Raw genomic sequence first — 26070 nt, 5'->3', positions numbered from 1 at the left:
GGTCGTCAGGCGGCAATCCTGAAAAGTTGGTCAAACGCGCATACAATGTGGTAAAAGGAGCTTGCTGGCGCGTCCTCTTCGACCCAGGTACCATCTGCGTTCAGTCTGTCGTGCCATATACCCGCCACGGGGGCATTCAGATAGGCGCACAAGCCGTTGTAAGCCCTGACGATTTCTGACGCTTCGCCTTCTGATCCTAAGCGTTGATACCGCGCGACCGCAGCTTTCAATCGCTCAGTCTGGGGCCACAGCCTTGCTCCTCCGTCGCGAACGGACCCGTCGAGATAAACCTCGTTTATCGCGACGCCTCTTTCTTCGTTCACGCCAAAACGTCGAGCGAAATTGACTAGGCTGTCCGAAATCGCTGCTCCGTGTCCGTTTGGAAGTCCCACCTCAAACAGCCAAGCCCACTCCAGGCAATGTCCGGGTTCGACGATATCGCCTTCGCCCTTGGGTAAACGAAGCCAGTTCTGATCGAAATATTCTGTGACCGCCCCTGTCGAAGGTTCTTGGAAACGCACTAGGAAGAGATGCTGCAGGCGTTGAATCAGGTCCTCCCATTCCCGCCTGCCAGTGACTTCGTAGTTGACCACTGCCGCCTCGAACATGTGCATATGCGGGTTCTGTCTAAAGGGGGGACAAGGAGTGAGTTCGCCTTCCCAGAACCCGCCTTCCGGACGCCACCACTCCGCCATCATACGTGTAAAGACATCGTAAGAGAGGTCACTCAGTTCGGACCGCTTTAGCACGCGTGCTGCGTGTGCCAGAGCAAACAGACCGAAGGCATGGTCGTAGAGATCCTTGGCGCGACTGATTACCTCGCCGCCGGAATTGAACAAGTGAACAAAATAGCCGTTGTCGCCGACCGCTTTTTGCAGAAACTGACTAACAGCGCCCTCGAGAACAGGTTGCCAAGGGCCCTCCCAGCCGAGACTCCCAATGACGCTGAAGCAATAGATTTGCCGTGCCTGAACCCGCATACGACGATTCATGGTAGACGCAGGCTTGCCGTCCAATTTCATGCGTTCGGCAAACATGCCGTCACTCAGGACACCGGCAGTTGCCCACAACGGGGCCGCATGCGTCAACAACCACTCACGGGCGTGCGCCTGGACGCCTGCAATGGAAGTATGGGTGCCAAGCGAAAATTTCGTGGAATCACTTGCGTTATGCTGCATCGTAGTCCGCATTTGACGGAAATATCCTCGCAGGTCGAGAGTTTGTATGGTCCATCTAAAACTGCTATAACCGGTGAGCGCAAAAAGAGCCATACCACAGGCCGTCTGTCACGCGAGCCAAACTGAATTAGGTCGCTTGCCAATGTTCGCCTTCTAGTAGATCTACAGTCGGCCGCTCCGGCTCGTCACCCTGCACTTGCGATGCGCGTTTCGAGCGTCCGAAAATGCAATGCCCTCATGGCCGTCCGTACCCTCGCCAGCTAGGAAAAGCACCAGATAACTCAGGCCAAAACAGACCAACTGAAGTGGCGCAGCACCTTAGTTTTTACAGATTCTCGCTCGGTCCAAGGTGTGCCTTGGCGCTGCAACGTATGCCGCGTCACTATCAAAGGAACATCAGGGCAATCGGCGAACTTCAAGGCTGCTCGTACCCTCTTCCCTATTCTCCACTTGAAATAGACTCAACTACCGGCTTCAAAGCGTCAACCCAGTTGCGCGGCTCCAACGCAAAGTCTCGCCGCACCTTTTCAGTTGAGAGTCTGGAGTTCGCCGGGCGGCGAGCAGGCGAAGGGTATTGACTTGTGGCGATCGGCTCCAAAGAAGGGACCAAAAATCCAGCGTCCTTGCGCTGCCTGAAAATTTCCTGTGCAAATCCAAACCAGGTTGTCTGGCCGGAGTTAACGAAGCCGTAGGTTCCGGTAGGAGCATGCGAACGCTCAATCAACAAATTAGTGATAGTCGCGACCGCCATCGCAATATCAGAAGCTGCCGTCGGAGAACCAATTTGATCATCAACCACCCTGATCAGTCCTCCTTGCGCACCCAATCGTAGCATTGTTTTGACAAAATTTGTTCCATGGGCGCTAAAGACCCATGCGGTTCGGAGAATGACGTGCCGAGGATTTCCGGTCCGAACGGCTTGCTCGCCCGCCTCTTTGGAGGCTCCGTAGACACCAAGCGGCGCAACCGAGTCCCCCTCAAAATAGGGACCATTCTTGACCCCATCAAACACGTAGTCCGTGGAGAGGTGCACGAGCGGAATACCGATTCGCTTAGACGCGGCGGCAATTGCAGCAGGCGCCAAAGCATTGACCTTCCAAGCCGTCACGACGTCGCTTTCGGCGCGATCTACCGCTGTATAGGCACCCGAGTTTATAACGGCGGAAAAGTCGCCCGTCGAAATGTATTGGTCGATGCTGTCGCAATCGGTGAGGTCCAGTTCATGCCGGTTCGGTGCGACCAGTTGAATATCTTCTGGCCACGGATACCGTAGCAATTCAGTCCCGACTTGCCCAGTGCCGCCAGTAATGAGGATCCGCCGATTGCTCATGCGCCTAGCCCTCGCCGCTTCGCGGCCTGGTCGCGAGCAAGCACCCCAGTCCACCACTCACGGTTGCCAAGATACCACGCCACCGTCTTTTCAATTCCGCTTTCAAAGCTCTCAGCCGGTTTCCAGCCGAGCTCGTTGCCAATCTTTGTTGCATCGATCGCGTATCTCTGATCGTGACCGGGGCGATCGGCTACGTAGGTAATCTGCCCGGCGTAGGATTGACCATCGTCGCGCGGATTCAAGCGGTCCAAAATTGCGCAGACCGTTGTCACGACATCGAGGTTGCGACGCTCAGAGTTGCCGCCAACGTTGTATGTCTGCCCCACAGCTCCCTTCTCAAACACGCATTGCAGGGCACGAACATGGTCTTCCACATAGAGCCAGTCGCGCACGTTCGTGCCGTTTCCGTAGACGGGAAGTGGTTCGCCGGCGAGGGCCTTCACGATCATCAGCGGAATCAGTTTTTCCGGGAAATGATACGGGCCATAGTTGTTCGAGCAGTTGGTGATTAGGACGGGCAGACCATAGGTGTGTCCCCAGGCAGAAACAAGATGGTCCGAGCCGGCCTTGGACGCAGAATAGGGCGACCGGGGATCATAAGGTGTCGTTTCGGTGAAATATCCCGTCTCGCCGAGAGAACCGAAAACTTCGTCCGTCGATATATGATGGAAGCGGAATGCCTGACGGCGATCAGCTGGGAGCTTCCGCCAATAGTCCAAGGCAGCAGCCAACATAGTGTACGTGCCGACAATATTGGTTTGAATGAACGCACCAGGGCCGTCAATCGATCGATCAACGTGCGACTCTGCTGCCAAGTGCGTAACGACATCAGGTTGGAATTCCTCGATGGCAGCGGCCACCGCACGCTCATCGCAAACGTCGCCCTGCTTGAAGCGATACCGCGGTGATGAGGCGACGAGTGATAACGACGTCAATGTACCGGCATAGGTAAGCTTGTCGAAATTCAGCACCTCATGATCGGTGTTCCCAATGAGGTGCCGAACGAGAGCCGATCCGATAAAACCGGCCCCGCCTGTGACGAAAATGCGCATGGTCAGTCCTTCTGAAACTTACATTTCGACCAGTTCAAGCGGATCGCCGTCGTAGTCGAAAGGGCTGTCAAAATCACGCAGCAGCGGCTGGCGCTCATCCTTGGGGCTCAAGAGTGGCGGAACGCCATCGGGTAGAGGCCATTCGACCCCGATCTCAGTGTCATTCCAGAGGATTCCACCGTCGTTCTGGGCTGAATAAAGATTGGAGACTTTATAGGTTACTTCGGAAGAGGGTTCGAGTGTCACGAAACCGTGGGCGAAACCAACGGGGACATAAAGCTGGTTTCCGTTTTCCGCAGATAGCGTCGCGCCAACCCACCGCCCGAAGGTCGGCGAATTCCGGCGGATATCCACGGCGACATCGAAAATCCGACCGCGAATGCACCGAACGAGTTTCGCTTGTGCGAAAGGTGGAGTCTGAAAGTGCAAGCCTCTCAATGTCCCGGCGGGAACCGAAAGCGAGTGATTGTCTTGAACGAAGCGGTCTCCGATACCATAACCGTCGAAAGTCTTCTCGTTGTAGACTTCAGTAAACCATCCCCGATCGTCCCCAAATCGCTTGGGACGAAGTAACATAACCTTGGAATTCATTCGCGATACCCTGCATGCACAGAGGGCCACCGGCCCAGCAAAATATGCGACTTCGCATCTACGCTTGTCGCTGCTTAAAGAGCTCAAGACCCGTATCCGCTGCGGCGGTCATTTGCAAGACCGCTTGCCGCGTGGCAGCCGAAGCCTTTCGGCGCAACTCTAAGTCGTCAACAAGTCGTTCCACCGTGCGACGCCAAGTATCAATGGCGTACGGCATTCTTAATTCGCTGGTGTCGGTCGCCGACGAACCATATGCCTCCCCCTCGGAGAACACCCCTGCCGCCCTATATCGCGCTACGTCAATCCGCTTGGTCGGTGCGCGACTGTCGTTCGCTTGCGAAGGTCCTAGTGGAACAAGCATGATATCGATGCGCCGGACGTTCGCGTCGGCCAGATACTCCATCCATGGCATTGGTTCCCGGACCTGCACGCGTTCGAGGCCCTGCCAGATTGCCCTAGCGCGCCGATCGGCAAATACTTCAAACCGAACCTGCGGCCTTTCCCGAAGAACTTCAACAATGATTGGCCTGAGGAAACGATGCTCCTCCAGGTGCACCCCGGTCGCATGATAGCCGATCAAGACCTCCTGGTTTGATTGATGATACATCTCTTCATTACCTCGCGCCGCCTGCCAAAGCGCCAAGGGTGGCGCCGGCGGCAACACCACGGCCTTCGCCCCCGCCAGTCGGGACGCGAGGTGCGGCGTCGAAGCCCAGACGATGTCGAGATGGCGGTTCAGGCGTCCGAGTGGCCAAAGAGCGCGATACCAAAGGAATACCCGATAGAAGAAGTCCGCGTCCGTGCCGGTCACAACCGCGGGAATGTCATCGTCGAGGAACAACCCTACACCGGAGAGGCGCTCTTTGCTTCTCTCGATCCAGCGCAGCACGTTAGGCGATGCATAACGACATAGGATGACGAAGGTCCCGTCGGCTTCAAGCGAAGGAACTTCACCGCCTCTGATGTCGGCCACTTGATACGGTGGCATGTCCCGCGCCCCAAGGCGCGCGGCTAGGTAGTAGTCGAACGTCGGGTTCGGTATGCGTCCGAAAACGATGATCCGCTTCACCGGCAATCTCGGATAACCGGAGGCCCCTTCACGCAGCTGCGGCTTAGGCAACCGCCGCTCGATCCAGCGGGCCAGACGATCGCGCACTCTGCTCAAACTCCCGACCTCGGAGCGAGATTTCTCGGATGCGCTTCGAGAACGAACTCTTCGGCGACCAGTGAAAGGTTCGGATTGTGGTAGAGGTCAGCTTTCAAGATATCGCCCCAGCGCTCATCCATAGTTCGCTCCTCGCAGGCGAGGCGTTGAAACTTCTGCGGCGTATCGTCGGCGCCGCGCGAGACGCTCTCTCTATGCAACATCGCCGCCGCCGGCGTCCAGACAATACGGAAGCCTGCGTCTCGTAGTTTCAGGCAGTAGTCCACATCGTTGAACGCGACCGTCAGTTTCCGCTCGTCCATACCGCGAAGGCGGTGCCATAGATCCTTTCGTGTCAACAGACAGGCGGCGGTCACGGCCGACATATCACGACGTTGGCTCAGTAGCCCGTTGTCACCGTCGCCCTTCGGGTCGAGAAAGTGGAAGCTGTGTCGCGCGACTGTCCCCGCCCCGAGCGTCACGCCGCCATGCTGGACGAAACCATCGGGAAACAGCAGCAAATTTCCTGCGGCGCCGACCGTCGGATCATCGAGCTCGCCTGCCAGGCACTCGAGCCAATGGCAATCAATCGGCTCAACATCATTGTTCAACAAAAGGATGAGGTCGTGCCGGGCGGCATCGACGCCGATATTGCAGGCGCGGGAGAAGTTGAAGGCTCCAGCAAGAGGTATCCGACGGATGCGTCCGGACTGCTCATAGCGCGCGAACAAGTCCAGCGTGGCTGGTTCAGCGCTATCATTGTCGATGACGATGACGTCAAGGTCGGCCGGTGCCGTGTTTTCGAAGAGACCTTTCAGACAGGCCTCCAGCAAATCGGCCCTGTCGCGCGTCGGAATGATGACGCTGACCGCCGGGCGTTCGCGTCTCGGCTGAAAAATCGTGTCGTGACGGTCGCTCCGACGGCAAGATAGCCCCCGATGCAGCAGCACTCTCGGCAGATGCATGATCGCACCGGACGACACCTGCGCCATCGCGAGGACAATTTCGGCTGTGGATGCGCTTTGCAGAGAAACGCCATCCGGGATGCAGGCTAGGCGAAGAAGGGCGCCTTCCAGGGGAAGCCATCCCGAGCGAGCGAGTGGTTCATTCCAGGCTGGTTTGAAGAAGGGGGCGGCTCGTGCGCCGCGGGCGTCGATATGGTCTTCGTCGCAGTAAACGACCGCGACATTTCTAGAGAATGCAAACGGACGCGCCAATCGCTCCAAGGCCTTTGGGGCAACGCGCATTCCCGCCGGAAGCCGTAGCCATAAGAGCTCGTCGCTCGCCTCGCCCGGCTCCAACAACTGTTCGATCTCTGCCGGAGACGCTTCATGGAACTCTCGCCATGTCTGGGCTTCAAGCGATTGTCTGGTCTCCGCGACAGCGGCCGCATTGGTGCCTTCGATCGAGACGAGAATCCGTGGCCCTCGGGGCCACGCACGCGCATCGTCTCCCGTCTCGCCTGCCTCCGCCAGCGCTTGGGCTTCGACCCAGTCACTATAATCTGGGCCGGAAAGGGCGTCGCATTGCCGCACGAACCGAAACTCGGCTCCCTTTCGGTTGCCAGCGAGGAACAGTCTGACAATCTGCAGGAACGCTAGGGTCCGCCGGAATGCGATCAAGAGTGCCGCCTCGGTGAGGGACAGACGTCGAATATTGATCTGCGGTTCAGTGCTTGCTGTGTCGCTTGCTGTCGCGACGTCGGGCACCAAAGCGACTGCCTCAAGCTGCACCGGCGTCCAACCGTAGAAGCGCCCTCGCCCTCGCCGATCGAGCAGGAATGAACGGACGACCGTATCTGGTGTCCTGTCACGACGCTTGAAGGCGAGCTGTGGCCGGCGACCAAGGCGGTTATCGGGATCGTAGACTGAAAGCGTAATCGGTCGATCCGCGTAGTGTGCGGCGCCTCGCCTCAATGCGACTTCGATTTCGTCATGAGATGGCTCGACCATCTGCTCCAATCCATCACCGCCTGGCGGGTATTCACTTCCCAGTTGAGCCATTGCCATCGCAGAAAAATGGATTGGAACGCAAGCCGCCTCAATCGGCAGCAGTGGTCTCAGCCGCTCCCGTCACGCTCGGCGCCTTACGCAAATTCAGCGCCGGCGCCTCGCCTTCCAGCACCTCCACACGCCGATCATAATTCGGCGCAATCGTGCCCATTACCCGATCCCAGAACGAGAAATAGTTCGCGTAGTTGTATTTGAACTCCGCGTGGTGCTGGTCGTGATAGGTCGTGCAAAGCATCGGCCAGGGATAGCGTGCGGTGCGCGAGGCGAAATATTCAAAGCCCGCGTGGCCGAAGGTACCGTTGATCTGGTCGAAGAGCCGGTGCGCCAGAAGAATGATCGGCGGGAACGGCACGAGGAAGGTGATGACGGCGTAGTAGCCCTGCGACAACGCCGTATCCACAAGCCCGATCGAATCATTGCTCCACACGCTCGGCGCGACGCTGCGGTGGTGGAGCAGATGGTACTTATAGAAGAGCTTGGTGTGCAGCAGCCGGTGGGCGAAGTAGAACCAGGCGTCGAAGAGCACCATGCAGAGCAGGAAAAGCGGCACTGCCGTCCACCAGCTAAAATCCCAGGGCGAGAAGAAGGTCCAGCCCTGGTGCTGGGCGAAGAGACCGATTGCGACGGACGTGCAGGTGACAAGGATCGAGGCTATGCTCTGGCGGATTTCGATGGCCTTGCGCTTTTCACCGCGCCGCCCCTTCTGGATGCGGCGTTCAGGATTGCGGTCGTTGAGCCAGGTGATGCCATAGCCCAGAATGAAATAGACCAGCACCGTTGCCGCGTAGATTGCGGTCAGCAAGGCAACAAAGGTGAGGCTGTCCTCGAGAAGGGCGCTCAAATCGAAATCCGCTTGTGGAGGGAAGTTACGTTTTGCGCGGGACTATACCAACCGCCCTCCCCGACGCAAGCGCGTCCGGCGCTAATTGCGCTCCAGCTCGGTCAGAAACGTTCTGAGCTCCGCCCGATCGATGCCCACGAGTTGCCGCTGCTCCGGATAGGCGCCGGACCGAACATCCTCGGCGAACTCGGTAAACGCCCCGATCCGCTCACCCTGGAGGCGATCATATTCAGCCGCGAAGTTGCGATAGGTCTTGGCGTGGCGCGGCACATGGCCACGGTTGCTGCCGAGCACGTCACTCGCGAAGAGATATTGGGCGTCGCAGCCGGAACCCGCCCCCATCGAAAGCATCAGCATCGAAGTTCGGGCGCTGATCGCCGATGCGACGTCGCCGGGCACGACCTCGATTTCGGCGGCAAAGGCGCCAGCCTCCTCAAGAGCCTTCACCTGCCGCCAGATCTCGAGCGCGCTTGCCGCGGTCTTGCCGACCGCGCGGAAACCACCGGTCCAGGTGGCCTTGGAGGGGATGAGCCCGACATGGCCGCAGACCGGAATGCCCTCTTCCCGCATGCGCCTGACAGTCGAAAGACCGGCGGCGCAATAGACGGCATCGCCGCCGGCCTTCAGCGCCTTGAATGCCGCGCGGATGTATTCTTCCGCGGAAACGTAGTCGCCATATTCCAGACCTGGAAACGCAAAACACGTCGGTGCCACCTCCCGAAACTGTGGCCCCAGAAGCGCCGGCGGCACGGAGACGAGGTCGATGCCGGCAGCTTCCGCCGCTTGCGCCTCGTCAAGCGTTTCCACACGCAACATGGTGAGTTGGCGCTTGCCCTTCATCGAAAGGAGGTCAGCAACAGTCGGGCGGCGGCTTTTCATGAGAAGTCTCCGATATCAGTGAACACGTGTGGGAGGCGCGATAGGCACTCGCACTAGGCGGCAAGCAGGGCCTTGAGTTTGCTTTCAGGCGAAACGAGCGCCTGAGGGTCGGGCCGCTTTCCGGCCGCGATCAACATTTCGGCAAGCCGAATGTCGCGCGCGACGGCATTGCCGGGGCCGATGCCGGAAGCGGCAAGCAACCGCCCGGTGTCGTCCAGATGAAAAAGAATGAAGGCTCCGTCGGCGATATCGCGCCGCACCGTTACGGTCGCGCCGTCTGCAAGTCCGGCAATCTGCAAAGTCAGGTCATATTGGTCGGACCAGAACCAGGGCACGCTGGTTATCGTTTCGTTCGCACCCAGCAGATTGCCGGCGACAAGTGTTCCCTGGTCCTGCGCATTGCGCCAGGCCTCGAGACGCACCCGGCGGTCGCCATAGTGACAGATCGGATAGGAGCAGCAATCGCCGGCCGCGAAGATGTCGGGATCCGACGTCCTGAGCGTCGCGTCGACGGCAATACCATTGTCGACCACAAGGCCAGCGGCTTCTGCCAGCTCCGTATTCGGCGCTGCACCGATGCCAACGACCAGGAAATCTGCATCGACCGATTGTCCGTTCGCAAGCAGGATCAGCACGCCGTTCTCGTCGGCATCGATGCGATCGATTTTCGTGTCGGACCTTATATCGACGCCTTCCGTGCGGTGCCGTTCTGCCACGACAGTCGCGATCTCGGCCGGAACGCCGCGCGAAAGGATGCGTGGCAGCCCTTCGATCAGGACGACGTCGGCGCCGAGGCCGCGCGCCGTTGCCGCGAGCTCCAGCCCAATAAATCCGCCGCCGATGATGGCGAGCCTCCGCCCGGGCGTAAGTTCGCGGCGAATTTGCTCGGCGTCAGCATGCGTTCTGAGGGTGCGAATGCGCCGAGATCCATCATCGGTTCCGGGTATCGTCCGTGCGCGGGCGCCGGTCGTCAGCAAGAGCCGATCGTAGGAAATGCTGCCGCCGTCGATGAGTTCGACGCGCTTGGCGACGCGGTCAATGGCCTTGACCGGGCTGTCGGTCAGCACCGCAATCCCAGAGGCCGCATAGCGCTCGGCATCGGCGACATATTTCGGTTGAACCTGCTCCTTGAGACCGTCCTTCGAAAGCGGTGGCCGCTCATAGGGAAGATGTGGTTCGGCGCCGATCAACGTGATTGAGCCGACGTAGCCCTTCTCCCTCAGGGCAAAGGCGGCTCTTGCGCCGCATTCGCCCGCACCAATGATGACTACTCCACTCATCTCAACCTCCCTGCCCGCTCCCGCCGAACTATTCCTGTTGAAGTCGCCATCAAGCGATCGCGATGAACACGCTTCCTGCCTCAACCTTCACCGGATAGGTCTTAAGGTTGACGCAGACCGGAGCGCCCTTGGCCTGGCCGGTCTTGTAGTTGAAGCGACCGTTGTGCTTCGGACATTCGATGATGTCGTCCATCACGAGACCGTCCGACAGATGGATGTGCTCGTGCGTGCAAAGCCCGTCGGTTGCGAAGTACTCGTCATCCGGGCTCCGGTAGACCGCGAAGGTGCGCCCTTCATGATCGAAGCGGATGACGTCTTCCTCGTCGATTTCATCGGCCGCGCAGACTTCAACCCAGTTTCCGCTCATGACTTCCTCCCATTTGCTAAGTTCGTTGGTTATTCCGCTGCGTGCACGATCGCGTCGCTGTGAAACTCTTCCCGATAAGGCTTCGCCGTCGCCGGCAACTCGCGCTTCAAGAAATAGTCTTCATTGCGCAACTGCCGCAGGAAGGCCGGGATCATCTCTCGATAGCCGTGCAGCATCGACGGGTTCGGCCCCGGCAGATCGTGCTTGATCATGGCGTGAAGCTTCGGAAGCGCGTGATAGGGCACCATCGGGAACATGTGGTGCTCCACATGGTAGTTCATGTTCCAATAGACGAAGCGGCTCACCGGGTTCATGTAGACCGTGCGGCTGTTCAGCCGATGATCGGTCACGTTGTCGGCAAGACCGCCATGCTGCAGCAGCCCGGTCAGCACATGGTGCCAGGCACCGTAGAGCCGCGGCAGGCCGATCAGCATCAGCGGCAGGATCGAGCCTAGGTAGAGCGAGAGCGCGATGGTTGCGGCGTAGATAGCGAACCAGACGCGAGCAACGAGGATCGCCTTCGGTTGTTCCATTTCCGGGATGAACGTCGCTTCCTCGGCACTGATGATGCCAAGCGTGTTGCGAACCATGTCGACGATCGCGTGCCAGACATCGAGAATGCCGAAGAAGTTCAGTACGAGGCGCAGGAGATCCGGCGGCCGCATGACGGCGATTTCAGGATCGCGACCGACGATGACCGTATCGGTGTGGTGGCGCGTGTGGCTCCAGCGCCAAGTCACGGGATTGCGCATGATCATGAAGCAGGCGATCTGGTAGACGGCGTTGTTCATCCACATCGTCTTGAACGCGGTGCCATGCCCGCATTCGTGCCAACGGCTGTCAGAAGCCGAACCGTAGAGAACGCCGTAGGCGAGGAAAAACGGCACGGCCCACCAGGTGCCCCAGAAGGTGACGCCGAGCCCACCGAAAAGAACGAGGCAACCGAGCCAGATCGCGGTGTCGCGAATGGCGGGACCGTCCTCACGCTTCATCAGTTCCTTCATCTGCTTGCGCGGAATTTCCGTGTGATACCACTCGGCAGCCGAGAGGCCATTGGCGACAGCCGCCTGGGCGTCGCGCCCAAGGAGACTGTAATCTCGCTTCGTTGGAACCATCGCCATTTGCTCTCCTCCCTGCGATCCGGCCAGTTTGGCCAGGAACGTCCGATGTCGTGCAATGACGATAGGTTGACTTTTGCCAGGTCTCAATGCAGCAATGATATATTCTCTCAAATGATGGCATTCACAGCAAATCATTCGTGATGCAAACCTATCAGGAGAAGCGATGAGCAACCGTCCGACCATTGCCGACCTTGCGCGGACCGCCGGTGTCAGCGTCGCGACCGTCGATCGCGTCCTGAACGGACGGCATCCGGTGCGAGAAGAGACTGCACGACGTGTCTACGAGGCAGCCAAATCCATAGGCTACCATGCCGTTGGCCTCATCCGGCAGCGCGTCTTCGAAGACCTGCCGCAATACAGACTTGGCTTTGTGCTGCAGAAACCGGAGCAGTCCTTCTACAAGGCCGTTGCCAAGGAGATCGAAAACGCGGCGCTTTCGCTTTCAAACGCGCGCGTTTTCGCCCAGGTCGACTTCGTAGCAAATTCGACGCCGACGGCGATTACGGAAAAGCTTCGTGCGGCTGCGGCGCGAAACCAGGCGATTGCGCTCGTCGCTCCCGATTATCCGGCGGTAACGGCCGCAATCGAGGAGCTGAAGGAGCGCGGGATCCCCGTCTTCTCGTTGCTTTCCGATTTCGCAGCCGGTGTGCGTGAAGGTTATGTCGGGCTCAACAACCACAAGGTCGGTCGTACGGCGGCGTGGATGATCGCCAAGGCGGCCAAGCGCCCCGGCAAGGTTGCGGCCTTCGTCGGAAGCCATCGCTTCCTCGGCCATGAACTTCGAGAGATCGGGTTCCGCTCTTATTTTCGCGAGCATGCACCGGAATTCGAAGTGCTTGATACCATGGTCAATCTCGATACGGCCGAGATTACGCACGAAGCAACGCTGAACCTTTTGCAACGCCACCCGGATCTGATCGGCTTCTACGTCTGCGGGGGGGGCATGGAAGGTGCGATCTCGGCCATACGCGAGGAAAAGCTCGAGGGTAAGCTCATCGCCGTGGTCAACGAACTGACGCCGGAGTCCCGGGCGGCCCTTGGAGACGACGTCGTCACGCTCGCGATCTCAACCCCGACGGCGACCCTTGCACGCGACACGATCAATCTGATGATCCAGGCCATCGACAAGGGCCCGACGGGCGCCCCAGGGCAAACCTTCCTTCCCTTTGATCTTTTCACGCCTGAAAACATCTAGCCGCGAATGATAGATTTCCGTCATTGACGAAAGGCAATCTTGCAGGAATGCAAGTCCTTTGGGCCACTCGCTCTTTAACTGTCCTCCAGCCGTTGGTGAAATGTCAGCGACGCTGTAAATGGAATGAACGTTCTATTTGCAACGCATGACCCATCCCACTGGAGGAGACATTCCCGTGACAACCCTGCCCTTCGCCCTCAATCATATGACGACGCCCGGCCTTCCGCTCGGCACCTTCTTCGAACTTGCCAAATCCCTCGGGATCTCCTCCGTCGAAATCCGAAACGACCTTTCGGGCAATGCCATCATCGATGGCACGCCCGCAAAGGATGTAGCGGCACTCGCCAATCGCAATGGCATTACCATTATTTCGATCAACGCGTTGCAGCGTTTCAACGAGTGGAATCCGGGTCGTCAGAAAGAAGCGGGAGAACTGATAGCCTATGCTCGCGACTGCGGCGCCAAGGCCCTCGTGCTCGTGCCCGTCAACGATGGCTCTGGCCAGGCGGACGGAGAACGGCAGGCAAACCTCCGCGAAGCGCTTACCGTGCTGAAACCGATGCTCGAATCGGCAGGAATCATCGGCCTTGTCGAGCCGCTGGGCTTCGAAATCTGCTCGTTGCGCTCGAAAACCGAAGCTGTCGAGGCGATAAAAGCAATTGGCGGAGAAAAGACCTTCCGGCTGGTCCACGACACGTTCCATCATCATCTCGCGGGCGAGGCCGCAACCTATCCTGAAATGACCGGTCTTGTGCATATTTCCGGCGTTACCGACGGTCGGGTGGCCGTTTCCGATCTCCGCGACTCGCATCGCGTTCTGGTCGATCAGCACGACCTTCTCGACAATGTCGGCCAGATCCGTCGCCTGCGTGCCGAGGGCTATGCAGGACCGCTTTCCTTTGAACCGTTTGCCGCCGAAGTTCACGCGGTCGCGGATCCGGCTGCGGCGATCCGGCAGAGCGTGGACCACATCCAAACCCGGATCTGACCCTCTGCGGCGGACAACGGGAAAACGATGCGGGGCGCCGCAACAGGTCTTGACGGCGCCCCTATAAAATGGAATACATATTCCGTAATCGCAATTTACTGGTTCGTTTATTCCGTTTTATCGAGAGCGTAGCGGGAGTGGCGCTTTCGGCGTGAATGAGCGCAATCCGACAAGGATCGCGCTCCCGGCAGGAGAAGGTGTCGCCGGGCACCATTGTGGAGGAGAAAGACAATGAAGAAATTCGTGCTGGGTACAGCGCTGGCTGTGATGATGTCGACGGCCGCTCACGCCGAGACCATCGGCGTGTCGATGGCCCTTTTTGATGACAACTTCCTCACGGTCTTGCGCAACGGCATGTCCGATTACGCCAAGACGCTTAACGGCGTTGAGCTGCAGATCGAGGACGCGCAGAACGACGTTTCGAAGCAGCAGAGCCAGATTCAGAACTTCATCGCAGCCGGCGTGACCGCAATTATCGTCAACCCGGTTGATACCGACGCAACGGCAGCCATGTCGAAGATTGCAGCGGACGCCGGCATTCCGCTCGTTTACGTCAACCGCGAGCCGGTCAACGTCGACACCCTGCCGGAGAAGCAGGCTTTCGTCGCATCGAACGAGCAAGAATCCGGCACGCTGCAGACGCAGGAAATCTGCAAGATGCTCGGCGGCAAGGGCAAGGCCGTCGTCATGATGGGCGAACTGTCCAACCAGGCCGCCCGCATGCGCACGAAGGATATCCATGATGTTCTGGCGACCGACCAGTGCAAGGGTATCGAGATCGTCGAAGAGCAGACTGCCAACTGGTCGCGTACGCAAGGCTCCGACCTTTTGACGAACTGGCTGTCGGCGGGCGTTGAATTCGATGCCGTCATTTCGAACAACGACGAAATGGCGATCGGCGCGATCCAGGCTCTGAAGGCCGCCGGCCGCTCGATGGACTCCGTTGTCATCGGTGGCATCGACGCGACGCAAGATGCACTCGCAGCCATGGCTGCCGGTGACCTCGACGTGACGGTGTTCCAGAATGCCGCCGGCCAGGGCAAGGGTTCGGTCGACGCGGCGCTGAAGCTCGCCAAGGGCGAAGCCGTCGACAAGAAGGTCTACATTCCCTTCGAGCTGGTGACCAAGGAAAACCTCGACACGTATCAGACGAAGAACTGATCGCCTCTATCGAGAGCGCGGGAGACCCCGCGCTCTCGTTCAAATGCAAGTCCCGCCGCAAATGCTGCGTCCAATGGACATCGCATGCGGCAAAATAGGCTGGTCACCCGCCAGCGATGTGGACTTTCCGCGACAGCCGGAAACGATGGGGGAGGCAAGGAACATGACGCTCAGTCCGACAACGATGGCAGCCGTGCGCGCCAGCGGCGCGGTGCCCAAGGCTGAATATCTTCTTTCCGCGGAAGGCATCCGCAAGGAGTTCCCGGGTGTCGTCGCACTTGACGATGTCGAGTTCAAGTTGAAGCGCGGCACGGTCCATGCGCTGATGGGCGAGAACGGCGCCGGCAAGTCGACACTGATGAAGATCCTCGCCGGCATCTACACACCCGACAAGGGCGAAATCCGGTTGAAGGGTGTCGACATCCGGTTGAAGTCGCCGCTCGATGCGCTCGAAAACGGCATCGCGATGATCCATCAGGAGCTCAACCTGATGCCGTTCATGACGGTGGCGGAGAACATCTGGATCCGCCGCGAGCCGAAGAACCGCTTCGGCTTTGTCGACCACGGCGAGATGAACAGGATCACGGCCCGGCTGTTCGACCGCCTGAAGATCAAGATCGACCCGGAAATCGAGGTCCGCCACCTATCGGTGGCAAACCGGCAGATGGTCGAGATCGCCAAGGCGGTCTCCTATGAATCCGACGTTTTGATCATGGACGAACCCACCTCGGCACTGACAGAACGCGAGGTCGCCCATCTGTTCGAAATCATTCGCGACCTGCGCGAGCAAGGGATCGGTATCGTCTACATCACCCACAAGATGAACGAACTGTTCGAAATTGCCGACGAGTTCTCGGTGTTCCGGGACGGCAAGTTCATCGGCACGCATGCCTCGAGCGACGTCACCCGCGACGACATCATTCGCATGATGGTTGGCCGCGAAATCACCCAGATGTTCCCGAAGGAAGAAGTGCCGATCGGCGACGTCGTTCTTTCGGTCAAGAACCTGGCGCTCGACGGAGTGTTCCGCGACGTAACCTTCGACGTGCGCGCCGGTGAAATCCTCGGCATTGCTGGTCTCGTCGGCTCCGGCCGTTCGAACGTCGCTGAAACGCTTTTCGGCGTGACGCCTGCAAGCTCAGGCACGATTTCGATCGACGGCAAGACGCTTTCGGTCGACAGCCCGAACACGGCGATCAGGAACCGCATGGCGTTCCTGACCGAAGACCGCAAGGAAACCGGCTGTCTGCTGATCCTCGACATCCTCGAAAACATGCAGATCGCGGTGCTTCAGGATCGCTTCGTCAAGGGCGGCTTCGTTACCGAAAAGCAGATTACCGCAGCTTGCGAAGAGATGAGCCGCAAGCTGCGCGTCAAGACACCGAACCTGCAGGAGCGCATAGAAAACCTTTCAGGCGGCAACCAGCAGAAGGTGCTGATCGGCCGCTGGCTGCTCACCAATCCGCGCATCCTGATCCTCGACGAACCAACACGCGGCATCGATGTCGGCGCCAAGGCGGAAATCCACCGCCTCGTCACAGAACTCGCGCGAAACGGCGTCGCCGTCATCATGATTTCTTCGGAAATGCCAGAGGTGCTCGGCATGAGCGACCGCATCATGGTCATGCACGAGGGCCGTGTCACCGGCTTCCTCGACAGGGCGGAAGCAACCCAGATCAAGGTCATGGAGCTCGCCGCGAGCTGAGCGGGAAGCGACCCGACGAAAGGGAGGAATGAAAATGGATACCAATGTCGCCGCACAGGGCGCGAGCACATCGTTTGCCGGCGCTAAACGCCGCCTGCCCCCCGAATTTAACATCTTCCTCGTATTGATCGGCATCGCGCTGGTTTATGAGGTGTTGGGCTGGATCTTCGTCGGCCAAAGCTTCCTTATGAACCCGCAGCGCCTGACGATCATGATCCTGCAGGTTTCGGTGATCGGCATCATCGCCGTCGGCGTCACCCAGGTGATCATCACGGGCGGCATCGATCTTTCGTCCGGCTCCGTCGTCGGCATGACCGCGATGATCTCGGCAAGCGTCGCCCAGGCATCCACCTGGCCCCGCGCACTCTATCCGTCGCTGACCGACATGCCGGCGATCGTTCCGATCGGCCTTGGCATCGGCATCGGCTTGCTCGCCGGCTTCATCAACGGCCAGCTCATCGCCCGCACCAAGATCCCGCCCTTCATCGCGACGCTCGGTATGATGGTGTCGGCACGCGGCATCTCCAAGTGGTACACCAAGGGCCAGCCAGTCTCGGGCCTCACAGAGCAGTTCAACTTCATCGGTACCGGCATCTGGCCCGTCATCGTCTTCCTTGCCGTCGCGATCATCTTCCACATCGCGTTGCGCTATACCCGCTACGGCAAGTTCACCTATGCGATCGGCGCCAACGTCCAGGCGGCACGCGTCTCGGGTATCAATGTCGAAGCACATCTGATCAAGGTCTATGCCATTGCCGGCATGCTGGCGGGCCTGGCCGGCGTCGTGACCGCTGCCCGCGCCCAGACGGCACAGGCCGGCATGGGTGTCATGTACGAACTGGACGCCATTGCCGCGACCGTCATCGGCGGCACCTCACTGACCGGCGGCGTCGGCCGCGTCACCGGCACGGTGATCGGCACGATCATCCTTGGCGTCATGACCTCAGGCTTCACCTTCCTTCGGGTCGATGCCTACTACCAGGAAATCGTCAAGGGACTGATCATCGTCGCCGCAGTCGTCATCGACGTCTATCGACAGAAAAACCGCAAGAAGGCTTGATCCTCCAAAGAAAAACTCTCCTCCCAGTGAAGCCAACTGGCCGGGTTGATGAAAATCATCCCGGCATTTTGTTTTTGAATGGCAGGTATTTCTCCTGGCTTGGAGCGTTTTCCACATATGCTTGGCACGCAGAGCTGCCCCAGCGTGGGCGCTCTGGCAAGATCTCCGCCAATGCACTATATGCCAGACGTCCAAAACTATCGGAGACTTATCATGTTGTCGCAGCGCAAGCTTGCGAGCCAGTTTCAGCCGCGTTTCGTTTTCCAACTCTGGAGCGCGATGCTGCGGGTACAGACCCGCGAAACAGCTTCCCTCTTCGGCCAGCGCGGCCGCTAAGCAAGACAATCAAAAGTGCCGCAGCCATTTGCGCGTGTCGCCTTGACCGCCTGCAAATGGCTTTTGCTCATCCGGCCCGCAACCGCGGCGCCGCAAAGAGCTGGTGCGTGACTAGCCCGCTGGAAAGAGGATGGTCACCTTGAGGCCTTTTCCATCAGCGCCCTCGCCGAGACGGGTCGTCGCCCCGTAGAGTTCGGCGATTTCCTCGACGATCGGTAGCCCGAGCCCTGAGCCCGGCGCTTCGCTGCCTCCGCGCTCAAAGCGCCGCAGGACCTTCTCGCGCAACTCGGCCCGAATGCCCGGGCCATTATCCTCGACGATGAGCGACACCGATCCTGTGTCTGCGAGAACGCGCGTCGTCACTTCGGCGCCTGGGCCGGCATAGAGCAAGGCGTTGCCGATCAGGTTCTTGAGCATCTCGGCCACCAGCAATGGCTCGGCGCGAATGAACGCTTCGCCCTCGCCCTCAAAGCCGAGATCGATATCGGCCTCTCCCGCCGCCGGTACGTGTTCCGCCGTGATTTCCCGTGCGAGCTCGACAAGATCGACACGTTCGAGCATTCGGGCCTCGTTTTTGCCGGCTGCGTCAATTTTCGCCATCAGCAGCAATTGCCCGAGAATGCGTTCGGCATTGGCGACCGCTTCGTCGGCTTTCTTCACCGCGCCATGCGTTTCCTCGATCGACCCTGCACGCTGCGCCAAAGCGAGTTGGGTTCGAATGATCGCAAGCGGCGTGCGGAGTTGATGGCTGGCGTTGCCGGTAAAATTGCGCAACGCATCGAGCGCTGACTGCAGGCGTCCCATGAAAGAATTGACGGTATCGACGAGCCCTTGGACTTCGTTCGGCACTCGTTCGCCAATCGGATGGAGATCATCCGGATTACGCTCGGCGATCGCATCTCCGAGACGATAAAGCGGGCGTAGCGAAAATGTGACGGCGATCCAGACGATCACCGCTGCCCCCGCGATCATCATGCCGAGGCGCAGCGCCGAGCGAAAGAGGATGGTCTGCGCCAGTTGCCGCCGCGCGATCGTCGTTTCGGCAACGGTCACGACAAAGGGTACCGAATTGATCCCGGTCGAGGCTGAACGGCGAAGCGCTGCGATACGGATCGGTTCGCCGCGAAAGGTCGAGTCCGCAAACGTCGTGGATGTCCCGGGCTCCTCCGCAAGCGACGGAAGCGTCTGGTACCCCGTGATGAACTGGCCCGGCGGTCCGTCGACGCGATAGAAGACGCGGTCTTGCGCCGCAGAGGTCAACATCTCCAGCGCAACATAGGGAATATCGACCTCGAGCGAGCCGTCTTCCGCAACGACCACGCGCTCCGCGATCGCCAATGCGGAACCGGCGAGCACGCGGTCGGAAACGACGTTGGCGGTGGTGACCGCCTCTCGATAGGTGTCCACGAGCGCAATAATGCCGATGACGACCGTCGAGATCAGCAGCCAACCAAGCAGGCGCCGGCGGAGGCTGTAGACCGTCCCTCTCATTCCGGCCCCGCCATCTTGTCGAGGTAATAGCCGATGCCGCGGGCGGTGCGCACGGTGAGGCCATGCGGCGCCAACCGCTTGCGCAGCCGGCTGACATATTGCTCGATCGCGTTGGGGCTCAAGTCATCGTCAAAGCCGGTCAGCGATTGCATGATCGCGTCCTTGGCGACCACCTTGCCGGCCCGCATGAACAGAAGTTCGAGTAGTCCGAGTTCGCGTGCCGGGATCTCGATGGGCACTCCGCCCGACGAGAAGCTGCGCGTATTGAGATCGAGCGAGACATTGCCATAGCTGACAGTCGACGCCCTGAGGCCCGCCTGCCGGCGCAGCAACACGCGCACCCGCGCTTCGAGTTCGCCGACGTCGAACGGCTTGATCATGTAGTCGTCGGCGCCGAGATCGAGCCCCTTGATCTTTTCCTCGGGCGCACCCCTGGCCGTCAGGATCAAGACTGCAGCGCGGTTCTGCCGCGCGCGCATCGCCCGCAACACATCGAGCCCGTCCATCTCCGGCAGGTTGAGGTCGAGAATGACCAGATCGAAGGTTTCAGTTGCTGCGACCGCATGCGCCGACGCGCCATCGCTGACAACGTCGACGGCATAGCCGCTGCCACGCAAAATGGCAGACAGGCCCTCGGCCAGGTCCTGATTGTCCTCAACAAGCAAGATACGCAAATATCGTCACTCCCCGAACCACCTTATCCGCGGACGCCTTGCTTGTGAACGGTGACACACTGAGGCATTGTGGATTCATGCGGTTCTTGATTTCTCTTCTTTTTTTCGCGCTTTGTCCGCGGCTGCTCCTTGCGGCGCCGATCATATTTCCAGCCCTTTCCGGCAACTCCGATGCACGCACGCTCGTGGTCTATTCGTCGCTTGACGAGCCTCTCGCAAAGCCGATGATCATCGGCTTTCAGCGGGCCAATCCGGATGTCACTGTGCGCTACGAAGACATGCTGACCGGGGAGATCTACGACCGCATCGTCAAGGAGACGGATGCCGGAATGAAAACGGCGGACTTCGCCTTTTCTTCCGCCATGGACCTGCAAGTCAAGCTCAGCAACGATGGCTATGCCCAGCGTAGCGACCTGCCCATGAGCGATCGTTGGCCCGCCTGGGCGAACTGGCGAAACACGGCTTACGCGCTCACCTTCGAGCCGGCCGTCTTTGTCTATCACAAGCCAAGTTTCACGACAGAAAAGCCGCCGGCCACACGTGCCGAATTTGTCGACTACCTGAAGCGCCAGGGAGCCAACGTCTTCGGCCGTATCGGAACCTACGACATCGAGCGCTCCGGCGTCGGCTTCCTTTTCATGTCACGCGACCAGGAGCAGTTCGGCGATATCTGGGACGTCATCCAGGCGATGGGTGCCGCCGGCGTCAAGCTCTATTCCACCAGCGAAGCCATCCTTGAGCGTGTCGCCGACGGTCGCTTCGTGCTCGGCTATAATATTCTCGGCTCCTACGCGGCGGACTGGGCGGCACGCCATCCGGATGTGGGCATCGTCTTGCCGAAGGACTACACGGTGGTGATGTCGCGAATTGGTCTTGTTCCCCAGGCGTCGGCCTCTCCAGACCTCGGCCGCCGCTATCTCGAATTTTTCATGTCCAAGGAAGGGCAGACGATCATGGCCCGCGAACTGCAGATCGCCGCCGTCAGCCCGGAGGTCGCCGGAGAAAACACCGCAAACACCATGCAAGAAATGCTTGGGGCTCAATTGCGTCCGGTTCCGGTCAGTCCTGGACTGATGGTCTATCTCGACCAGGTGAAGCGAACGCGTCTGATCGCCAAATGGAACGAGGTCCTGCGGCTCCACTGAGATCAAGGCGCGCCAACTGGGCGGCGCCTTGATCGGGGACTTTAAATCTTCTTCCGGGATCGGCCGCCGCGTTCGGCTTGCACCGACAGATTCGAGTCCACGGCTGCCTGAATGAGGGCCTTCAAAGCGTCTTCGTCGATCTTTTGGCCCTCATGGATATCGATCGCCCGACGGGTATTGCCGTCGAGGCTTGAATTGAAGAGACCCGCGGGATCTTTCAGCGACGCGCCCTTGGCGAAGGTCATCTTGACCACTGCCTTGTAGGTCTCGCCGGTGCAGATGATCCCCGCATGCTCCCAAACCGGAACGCCTCTCCACTTCCATTCCTCAACAACCTCAGGATCGGCCTCCTTGATGAGCGCCCTCAATCGGGCAAGCATCTCTCCGCGCCAGTCATTCAGTTCTGTTATTCTGGCATCGATCCGGTCGGAGGCAGGCGCTGCAGTCTTCGCCATCGTTTCCGTCGCCTTCTTCATGTCTCTGGTTCTCCATGCCGGAACACCGGTATCACACGCCACGGACGATACCACCCCTTGTTCCCATGGGGTGCTGCCAGCATCGCCCCTCACATGCGTTCACCGGGCAATTGGCTCGCCTGTTTCACCCAATCAATGAATTGGTCCTCATCGATCACACGCAGTCGTCCGTGTGACGCCCTCCCTTGAGTCGCGCTTAGACCTAGCCTTGGCGATCTCGGAGTTGGCTGCCTTGCTCATTGCTCCATCCTTTCGAGCAGGTCGAGGGCCGGTCGGGCGGGACACTACCGCGGCTTGCTGTCCAGGCGGCATGAATGCCCTCATACGCGGAACCAGTCCTGCGGCCCCGGGGCCTCGATTCGTCATCCTCCCGGACGATCGCCCCCTCCCAATTCGATCATGCAGGCTGACAATGACACTGGCCCTCTCGTCAGCGTGCCCAAGAGCCTAAGATTTCGTAAACACCACCCCTCGAAAAGCGCATTCGGGACTTGATGTCAGCTAAATGTCAGCTTTCTATGTTGCCTTAGGGTCACTGGCACCCGTGGAGGCGGGTCGCCAGTTGCGCACTGGGAGGAAGCCACCATCTTGGTCAAGCGACAAGGGTCGAAAGAACCCGTCGCGTCTTCCCGTTCGCACGCAGAAACAACGTGCGCGGTGAAAACGCGCCTCACGGAGGACTGACCTTGAAACACTTTTTCCTCGCAACGATTCTCGCCGGCGCCATGTCGCTGCCGGCAGTTGCCGCTGACTACACCATCATCGCGCCGGCAAACCCGGGCGGCGGCTGGGATCAGACGGCTCGCTCGCTCCAGACGGTCATGCAGCAGGAAGGCATCTCCGGCAACGTCCAGGTTCAGAACGTACCGGGCGCCGGCGGCACCATTGGCCTTGCCCAGTTCGCAAGCCAGCAGAAGGGCAACGCAAACGCCCTGATCGTCGGCGGCTACGTCATGGTCGGCGCGATTCTTACCAACAAATCCCCGGTCACGCTCAAGGACGTCACCCCGATCGCACGCCTCACCGGCGAATACGAAGCGATCGTCGTTCCCGCATCGTCCGAGATCAAGACGATGGCTGACCTCGTCGAAGCGCTGAAGAAGGATCCGGGTGCGGTTTCCTGGGCTGGCGGCTCGGCCGGCGGTACCGACCACATCGCCGTTGGCCTGATCGCCAAGGCTGCGGGCGTCGACCCGACCAAGATCAACTACATCGCCTACTCGGGCGGCGGGGAAGCGCTTGCCGCGATCCTCGGCAGCCAGGTCACCGCAGGTGTCTCAGGCTACGGCGAGTTCGAATCCCAGGTCAAGGCCGGCACGCTTCGCCTGCTTGCCGTTTCCGGTCCTGAGCGTATCGCAGGCGTCGACGCTCCGACGCTGAAGGAATCCGGTCTCGACGTCGTTGTCGAAAACTGGCGCATGGTCGCAGCTGCTCCGGGTCTTTCCGACGAGCAGAAAGCTGCCGTTTCGGCCGACATCGAAAAGCTTGCCAAGTCCGCAGGCTGGCAGGAAGTGCTGAAAACCAAGGGCTGGCAGGACAGCTATCTCGCCGGTGACGCCTTCAACACCCAGCTCGACAAGGATGTTGCAGCCACCGAAGGTGTTCTCAAGGACATTGGGCTGGTGAAATGAGCAAGGGGCATCACCCTTCAACCGCAACGCGTCGCCCGGATCGGGCGGCGCTCTTCATCGCGGTGGTCCTCGCCGCTATCGCTGGACTCATTTTCTGGGATGTGTCGCGCCTGGCTGGCGCTGCCGGCTACTCCCAGGTCGGGCCGACGACGGTCCCCTATGCGATCGCCTTCTGTCTTCTCGGTCTTGCGATCTGGACAGGCTTCGAGGCGTTTCGAGGCGACTTTCCGGAGCGTGAGCAACAGGAGGTGGCCCCTGTCATCTGGATCGTTGGCGGCCTTGCTGCCCAGATGCTCCTGCTGAACGTCGCGGGCTTCTCGATCGCCACTGGCATCCTGTTCGCACTGACCGCACGTGGCTTTGGCAAGCGCAAGCTCTGGGTCTCAATCCCGGTCGGCATCGCGATCTGTTATGTCGTGTGGGTCATTTTCGCCAAGCTCCTGCAACTGTCGCTGCCCGCAGGGCCGCTTGAACGCCTGTTCTTCTAAGAGGGCCGACGACCATGGCTACTTTTGAATTCCTGATGCAGGGACTGCTGGTTGCTGCGCAGCCAATGAACCTGCTCTACGCTCTGATCGGCGTCACGCTCGGAACTGCTGTCGGCGTTCTGCCCGGCATCGGCCCGGCGCTGACCGTGGCTCTGCTGCTGCCGGTCACCTATCGGCTCGATCCCGGCGGTTCTTTGATCATGTTTGCCGGTATCTATTACGGCGGCATGTATGGCGGCTCGACGACGTCGATCCTGCTCAACACTCCCGGCGAAAGCGCGTCCATCGTGACTGCACTCGAGGGCAACAAGATGGCACGTGCCGGACGCGGCGGCCCGGCGCTGGCGACAGCCGCGATCGGCTCCTTCGTAGCCGGCCTCATCGCGACGCTCGGCCTTGCTTTCATCGCGCCCTATATCGTCAAACTGGCCCTGGTCTTTGGTCCGCGCGAATACTTCGCCCTGATGGTGCTGGCATTCGTCACCGTCTCGTCGGCATTTGGAGACTCTACCCTTCGCGGTCTGACGTCGCTCTTTGTCGGCCTAGCACTTTCCGTCGTCGGCATCGACCAGTTGACCGGCCAGGCGCGCCTCTCCTTTGGCGTTCCGGAACTGCTTGACGGCATCGAAGTCACGACGCTTGCCGTTGCCATGTTCGCCATAGGCGAAACACTCTTTATTGCCGCCCAGGGCGACAAGGGTCCCGACAAGGTCGAGGCCGTGCGCGGCTCGGTCTGGATGAACGCCACCGACTGGGCGCGTTCGTGGAAGCCTTGGCTGCGCGGCACCTTCATCGGCTTCCCGATCGGCGCGATGCCGGCCGGTGGCGCCGAGATCGGCACCTTCCTGTCCTATGCAGCAGAAAAGCGTCTGACGAAGCATCCGGAAGAGTTCGGCAATGGTGCAATCGAGGGCGTCGCTGGCCCCGAGGCCGCCAATAACGCGTCGGCCGCCGGCACGCTCGTTCCGCTGCTGACGCTCGGCCTGCCGACGACTGCAACGGCTGCAATCATGCTCGCCGGCTTCCAGCAATACGGCCTGCAGCCAGGCCCATTGCTGTTTGCGACCAATCCGCAGCTCGTCTGGGGTCTCATCGCCAGCTTGCTCATCGCCAACTTCATGCTGCTGGTCCTGAACCTGCCACTGATCGGTCTCTGGGTGAAGCTGTTGACAATCCCGAAGCCGTGGCTCTACGCCGGCATCCTGCTGTTTGCGACGCTTGGAACCATCGGCGCCAACCCGTCGGTCTACGAACTCGGCATGCTGCTCGCTTTCGGCCTGCTCGGCTACGCCATGCGCATCTTCGGTTATCCGATCGCCCCTGTTGTTGTCGGTCTGATCCTCGGCCCGCTCGCCGAACAGCAGCTCCGCCGGGCGCTCGCGATAAGCCAGGGTGACTTCAGCGTGCTGTTCACCTCACCGATCGCCGCTGTGCTCCTGGTCATCGCTGCCGCCGCACTGATCGTACCGCTGATCCTCAGGGCCCGCGGTCGTGGCGAGGTTCTCTCGCAACTGGCAGCCAACGAAGACTAAGCCATTGGGGCACCGGCTCCGGAATGGCCATTCTCGGAACTCTTCGAAATAGCGACTCCTCCCAAGGAGTATCCGCAGGCCTGGTCGGTTTGACTACCGACCGGGCCTGCTTTATTTGCATGGCTGCGGTGTCTAATTGTGCATTGCAAAAAGACCGTAGAGACCCCATCTTTTGCTCATCAGAGAGAAAACGGAAGCGAGCAAGAAGATGGCCACTACAACTTATCACAAGGGTTTCATCGGTCGTGCATTCGCAGTTCTCGGCGCTGCTAGCGCTGCCGCCGCCGCTGTCGAAGGTCACCGCCGCCCGAAAGCAAGCGACCTGCGCACCCTCGGCATCGACCCGGCAAACTTCCCGGACACGCGCCGCGGCTAATCAATTCCAGCGCGCCT

At 59.9% G+C, this 26070-nt stretch carries 25 protein-coding genes; 11 read left to right on the top strand and 14 right to left on the bottom strand.

What is annotated here, in order from left to right; genetic code table 11:
- Positions 1 to 5: 5 nt before the first annotated feature.
- The 11 genes from PWG15_RS24495 to PWG15_RS24445 form a co-directional block, all read right to left on the bottom strand.
- A complete protein-coding gene (locus PWG15_RS24495) occupies positions 6 to 1178 on the bottom strand; it encodes an AGE family epimerase/isomerase (protein ID WP_275026654.1) in 1173 nt (390 codons plus the stop codon).
- A 439-nt stretch (positions 1179 to 1617) separates the two neighbouring features.
- On the bottom strand, positions 1618 to 2508 hold the full coding sequence (rfbD, locus tag PWG15_RS24490; RefSeq protein WP_275026653.1) for a dTDP-4-dehydrorhamnose reductase: 891 nt from the start codon (positions 2506 to 2508) through the stop codon (positions 1618 to 1620).
- Positions 2505 to 3560, bottom strand: a complete 1056-nt coding sequence (rfbB, locus tag PWG15_RS24485; protein WP_275026652.1) for a dTDP-glucose 4,6-dehydratase — start codon at positions 3558 to 3560, stop codon at positions 2505 to 2507. Before rfbB ends, rfbD begins: the two co-directional genes overlap by 4 nt.
- 18 nt (positions 3561 to 3578) lie before the next feature.
- Positions 3579 to 4151 (bottom strand): dTDP-4-dehydrorhamnose 3,5-epimerase, encoded by a 573-nt coding sequence (rfbC, locus tag PWG15_RS24480; protein ID WP_275026651.1) that lies wholly within the window; start codon positions 4149 to 4151, stop codon positions 3579 to 3581.
- A 58-nt stretch (positions 4152 to 4209) separates the two neighbouring features.
- Positions 4210 to 5307, bottom strand: coding sequence for a glycosyltransferase family protein (locus tag PWG15_RS24475; RefSeq protein ID WP_275026650.1), 1098 nt, complete (start codon positions 5305 to 5307; stop codon positions 4210 to 4212).
- Positions 5308 to 5312: 5 nt separating this feature from the next.
- Entirely contained in the window at positions 5313 to 7247 is a 1935-nt protein-coding gene (locus PWG15_RS24470) for a glycosyltransferase family 2 protein (protein WP_275027197.1), read from the bottom strand.
- Positions 7248 to 7335: 88 nt separating this feature from the next.
- Positions 7336 to 8148, bottom strand: coding sequence for a sterol desaturase family protein (locus PWG15_RS24465; RefSeq protein ID WP_275026649.1), 813 nt, complete (start codon positions 8146 to 8148; stop codon positions 7336 to 7338).
- A gap of 81 nt (positions 8149 to 8229) precedes the next feature.
- Complete coding sequence (locus tag PWG15_RS24460; RefSeq protein ID WP_275026648.1) at positions 8230 to 9027, bottom strand: 3-methyl-2-oxobutanoate hydroxymethyltransferase; 798 nt, start codon at positions 9025 to 9027, stop codon at positions 8230 to 8232.
- 53 nt (positions 9028 to 9080) lie between these two features.
- Positions 9081 to 10307 (bottom strand): NAD(P)/FAD-dependent oxidoreductase, encoded by a 1227-nt coding sequence (locus PWG15_RS24455; protein WP_275026647.1) that lies wholly within the window; start codon positions 10305 to 10307, stop codon positions 9081 to 9083.
- A gap of 49 nt (positions 10308 to 10356) precedes the next feature.
- Positions 10357 to 10674, bottom strand: a complete 318-nt coding sequence (locus PWG15_RS24450) for a MocE family 2Fe-2S type ferredoxin (RefSeq protein WP_275026646.1) — start codon at positions 10672 to 10674, stop codon at positions 10357 to 10359.
- Between the two features lie 29 nt (positions 10675 to 10703).
- Positions 10704 to 11795: a fatty acid desaturase family protein gene (locus PWG15_RS24445; protein WP_275026645.1), complete on the bottom strand. Its 1092-nt coding sequence runs from the start codon at positions 11793 to 11795 to the stop codon at positions 10704 to 10706.
- 163 nt (positions 11796 to 11958) lie between these two features.
- Here PWG15_RS24445 and PWG15_RS24440 point away from each other — a divergent pair, with 163 nt between their 5' ends.
- The 6 genes from PWG15_RS24440 to PWG15_RS24415 all read left to right on the top strand — a co-directional run bounded on the left by PWG15_RS24440 (position 11959) and on the right by PWG15_RS24415 (position 18240).
- Entirely contained in the window at positions 11959 to 12990 is a 1032-nt protein-coding gene (locus PWG15_RS24440; RefSeq protein WP_275026644.1) for a LacI family DNA-binding transcriptional regulator, read from the top strand.
- Between the two features lie 175 nt (positions 12991 to 13165).
- Complete coding sequence (locus tag PWG15_RS24435) at positions 13166 to 13978, top strand: TIM barrel protein (RefSeq protein ID WP_275026643.1); 813 nt, start codon at positions 13166 to 13168, stop codon at positions 13976 to 13978.
- Between the two features lie 231 nt (positions 13979 to 14209).
- Positions 14210 to 15139, top strand: a complete 930-nt coding sequence (locus PWG15_RS24430) for a sugar ABC transporter substrate-binding protein (RefSeq protein WP_275026642.1) — start codon at positions 14210 to 14212, stop codon at positions 15137 to 15139.
- A gap of 163 nt (positions 15140 to 15302) precedes the next feature.
- Entirely contained in the window at positions 15303 to 16844 is a 1542-nt protein-coding gene (locus tag PWG15_RS24425; protein ID WP_275026641.1) for a sugar ABC transporter ATP-binding protein, read from the top strand.
- A gap of 34 nt (positions 16845 to 16878) precedes the next feature.
- A complete protein-coding gene (locus PWG15_RS24420; protein WP_275026639.1) occupies positions 16879 to 17904 on the top strand; it encodes an ABC transporter permease in 1026 nt (341 codons plus the stop codon).
- A 213-nt stretch (positions 17905 to 18117) separates the two neighbouring features.
- Entirely contained in the window at positions 18118 to 18240 is a 123-nt protein-coding gene (locus PWG15_RS24415) for a hypothetical protein (protein ID WP_275026638.1), read from the top strand.
- A 111-nt stretch (positions 18241 to 18351) separates the two neighbouring features.
- Here PWG15_RS24415 and PWG15_RS24410 read toward each other — a convergent pair whose 3' ends face one another.
- Both PWG15_RS24410 and PWG15_RS24405 read right to left on the bottom strand, forming a co-directional pair.
- Positions 18352 to 19731: a sensor histidine kinase gene (locus PWG15_RS24410; RefSeq protein WP_275026635.1), complete on the bottom strand. Its 1380-nt coding sequence runs from the start codon at positions 19729 to 19731 to the stop codon at positions 18352 to 18354.
- Complete coding sequence (locus tag PWG15_RS24405) at positions 19728 to 20405, bottom strand: response regulator transcription factor (RefSeq protein ID WP_065774164.1); 678 nt, start codon at positions 20403 to 20405, stop codon at positions 19728 to 19730. The genes PWG15_RS24410 and PWG15_RS24405 overlap by 4 nt, the downstream gene beginning before the upstream one ends.
- A 77-nt stretch (positions 20406 to 20482) precedes the next feature.
- On the opposite strand from PWG15_RS24405, the gene PWG15_RS24400 reads away from it, so the two are divergent.
- On the top strand, positions 20483 to 21550 hold the full coding sequence (locus tag PWG15_RS24400; protein WP_275026633.1) for an ABC transporter substrate-binding protein: 1068 nt from the start codon (positions 20483 to 20485) through the stop codon (positions 21548 to 21550).
- A gap of 41 nt (positions 21551 to 21591) precedes the next feature.
- Here PWG15_RS24400 and PWG15_RS24395 read toward each other — a convergent pair whose 3' ends face one another.
- Positions 21592 to 22026 carry a DUF1801 domain-containing protein gene (locus PWG15_RS24395; protein WP_275026632.1) on the bottom strand — a complete coding sequence of 145 codons (435 nt, stop codon included), beginning with the start codon at positions 22024 to 22026 and terminating at the stop codon, positions 21592 to 21594.
- 686 nt (positions 22027 to 22712) lie between these two features.
- On the opposite strand from PWG15_RS24395, the gene PWG15_RS24390 reads away from it, so the two are divergent.
- The 4 genes from PWG15_RS24390 to PWG15_RS24375 all read left to right on the top strand — a co-directional run bounded on the left by PWG15_RS24390 (position 22713) and on the right by PWG15_RS24375 (position 26053).
- A complete protein-coding gene (locus PWG15_RS24390; RefSeq protein WP_275026630.1) occupies positions 22713 to 23657 on the top strand; it encodes a Bug family tripartite tricarboxylate transporter substrate binding protein in 945 nt (314 codons plus the stop codon).
- A complete protein-coding gene (locus PWG15_RS24385) occupies positions 23654 to 24145 on the top strand; it encodes a tripartite tricarboxylate transporter TctB family protein (protein WP_275026629.1) in 492 nt (163 codons plus the stop codon). The genes PWG15_RS24390 and PWG15_RS24385 overlap by 4 nt, the downstream gene beginning before the upstream one ends.
- A 14-nt stretch (positions 24146 to 24159) precedes the next feature.
- Positions 24160 to 25677: a tripartite tricarboxylate transporter permease gene (locus PWG15_RS24380; protein WP_275026627.1), complete on the top strand. Its 1518-nt coding sequence runs from the start codon at positions 24160 to 24162 to the stop codon at positions 25675 to 25677.
- A gap of 208 nt (positions 25678 to 25885) precedes the next feature.
- A complete protein-coding gene (locus PWG15_RS24375) occupies positions 25886 to 26053 on the top strand; it encodes a hypothetical protein (protein ID WP_089045897.1) in 168 nt (55 codons plus the stop codon).
- The last annotated feature ends 17 nt before the right edge of the window (positions 26054 to 26070 follow it).

This window comes from Ensifer adhaerens (genome assembly GCF_028993555.1).
In the GTDB taxonomy this organism is placed as follows: domain Bacteria; phylum Pseudomonadota; class Alphaproteobacteria; order Rhizobiales; family Rhizobiaceae; genus Ensifer; species Ensifer adhaerens_I.
Note: the sequence above shows the minus strand (reverse complement) of the source record. Positions and strands in the feature narration are given on the sequence as shown.

Coding starts and splice junctions, on each gene's coding strand:
- PWG15_RS24450 (WP_275026646.1), bottom strand. CDS start 10,674: ATGAGCGGAAACTGGGTTGAAGTCTGCGCGGCCGATGAAATCGACGAG.
- PWG15_RS24455 (WP_275026647.1), bottom strand. CDS start 10,307: ATGAGTGGAGTAGTCATCATTGGTGCGGGCGAATGCGGCGCAAGAGCC.
- rfbD (WP_275026653.1), bottom strand. CDS start 2,508: ATGAGCAATCGGCGGATCCTCATTACTGGCGGCACTGGGCAAGTCGGG.
- rfbB (WP_275026652.1), bottom strand. CDS start 3,560: ATGCGCATTTTCGTCACAGGCGGGGCCGGTTTTATCGGATCGGCTCTC.
- PWG15_RS24380 (WP_275026627.1), top strand. CDS start 24,160: ATGGCTACTTTTGAATTCCTGATGCAGGGACTGCTGGTTGCTGCGCAG.
- PWG15_RS24410 (WP_275026635.1), bottom strand. CDS start 19,731: ATGAGAGGGACGGTCTACAGCCTCCGCCGGCGCCTGCTTGGTTGGCTG.
- PWG15_RS24495 (WP_275026654.1), bottom strand. CDS start 1,178: ATGCAGCATAACGCAAGTGATTCCACGAAATTTTCGCTTGGCACCCAT.
- PWG15_RS24385 (WP_275026629.1), top strand. CDS start 23,654: ATGAGCAAGGGGCATCACCCTTCAACCGCAACGCGTCGCCCGGATCGG.
- PWG15_RS24440 (WP_275026644.1), top strand. CDS start 11,959: ATGAGCAACCGTCCGACCATTGCCGACCTTGCGCGGACCGCCGGTGTC.
- PWG15_RS24430 (WP_275026642.1), top strand. CDS start 14,210: ATGAAGAAATTCGTGCTGGGTACAGCGCTGGCTGTGATGATGTCGACG.
- PWG15_RS24425 (WP_275026641.1), top strand. CDS start 15,303: ATGACGCTCAGTCCGACAACGATGGCAGCCGTGCGCGCCAGCGGCGCG.
- rfbC (WP_275026651.1), bottom strand. CDS start 4,151: ATGAATTCCAAGGTTATGTTACTTCGTCCCAAGCGATTTGGGGACGAT.
- PWG15_RS24375 (WP_089045897.1), top strand. CDS start 25,886: ATGGCCACTACAACTTATCACAAGGGTTTCATCGGTCGTGCATTCGCA.
- PWG15_RS24400 (WP_275026633.1), top strand. CDS start 20,483: ATGCGGTTCTTGATTTCTCTTCTTTTTTTCGCGCTTTGTCCGCGGCTG.
- PWG15_RS24460 (WP_275026648.1), bottom strand. CDS start 9,027: ATGAAAAGCCGCCGCCCGACTGTTGCTGACCTCCTTTCGATGAAGGGC.
- PWG15_RS24415 (WP_275026638.1), top strand. CDS start 18,118: ATGTTGTCGCAGCGCAAGCTTGCGAGCCAGTTTCAGCCGCGTTTCGTT.
- PWG15_RS24420 (WP_275026639.1), top strand. CDS start 16,879: ATGGATACCAATGTCGCCGCACAGGGCGCGAGCACATCGTTTGCCGGC.
- PWG15_RS24395 (WP_275026632.1), bottom strand. CDS start 22,026: ATGAAGAAGGCGACGGAAACGATGGCGAAGACTGCAGCGCCTGCCTCC.
- PWG15_RS24445 (WP_275026645.1), bottom strand. CDS start 11,795: ATGGCGATGGTTCCAACGAAGCGAGATTACAGTCTCCTTGGGCGCGAC.
- PWG15_RS24470 (WP_275027197.1), bottom strand. CDS start 7,247: ATGGTCGAGCCATCTCATGACGAAATCGAAGTCGCATTGAGGCGAGGC.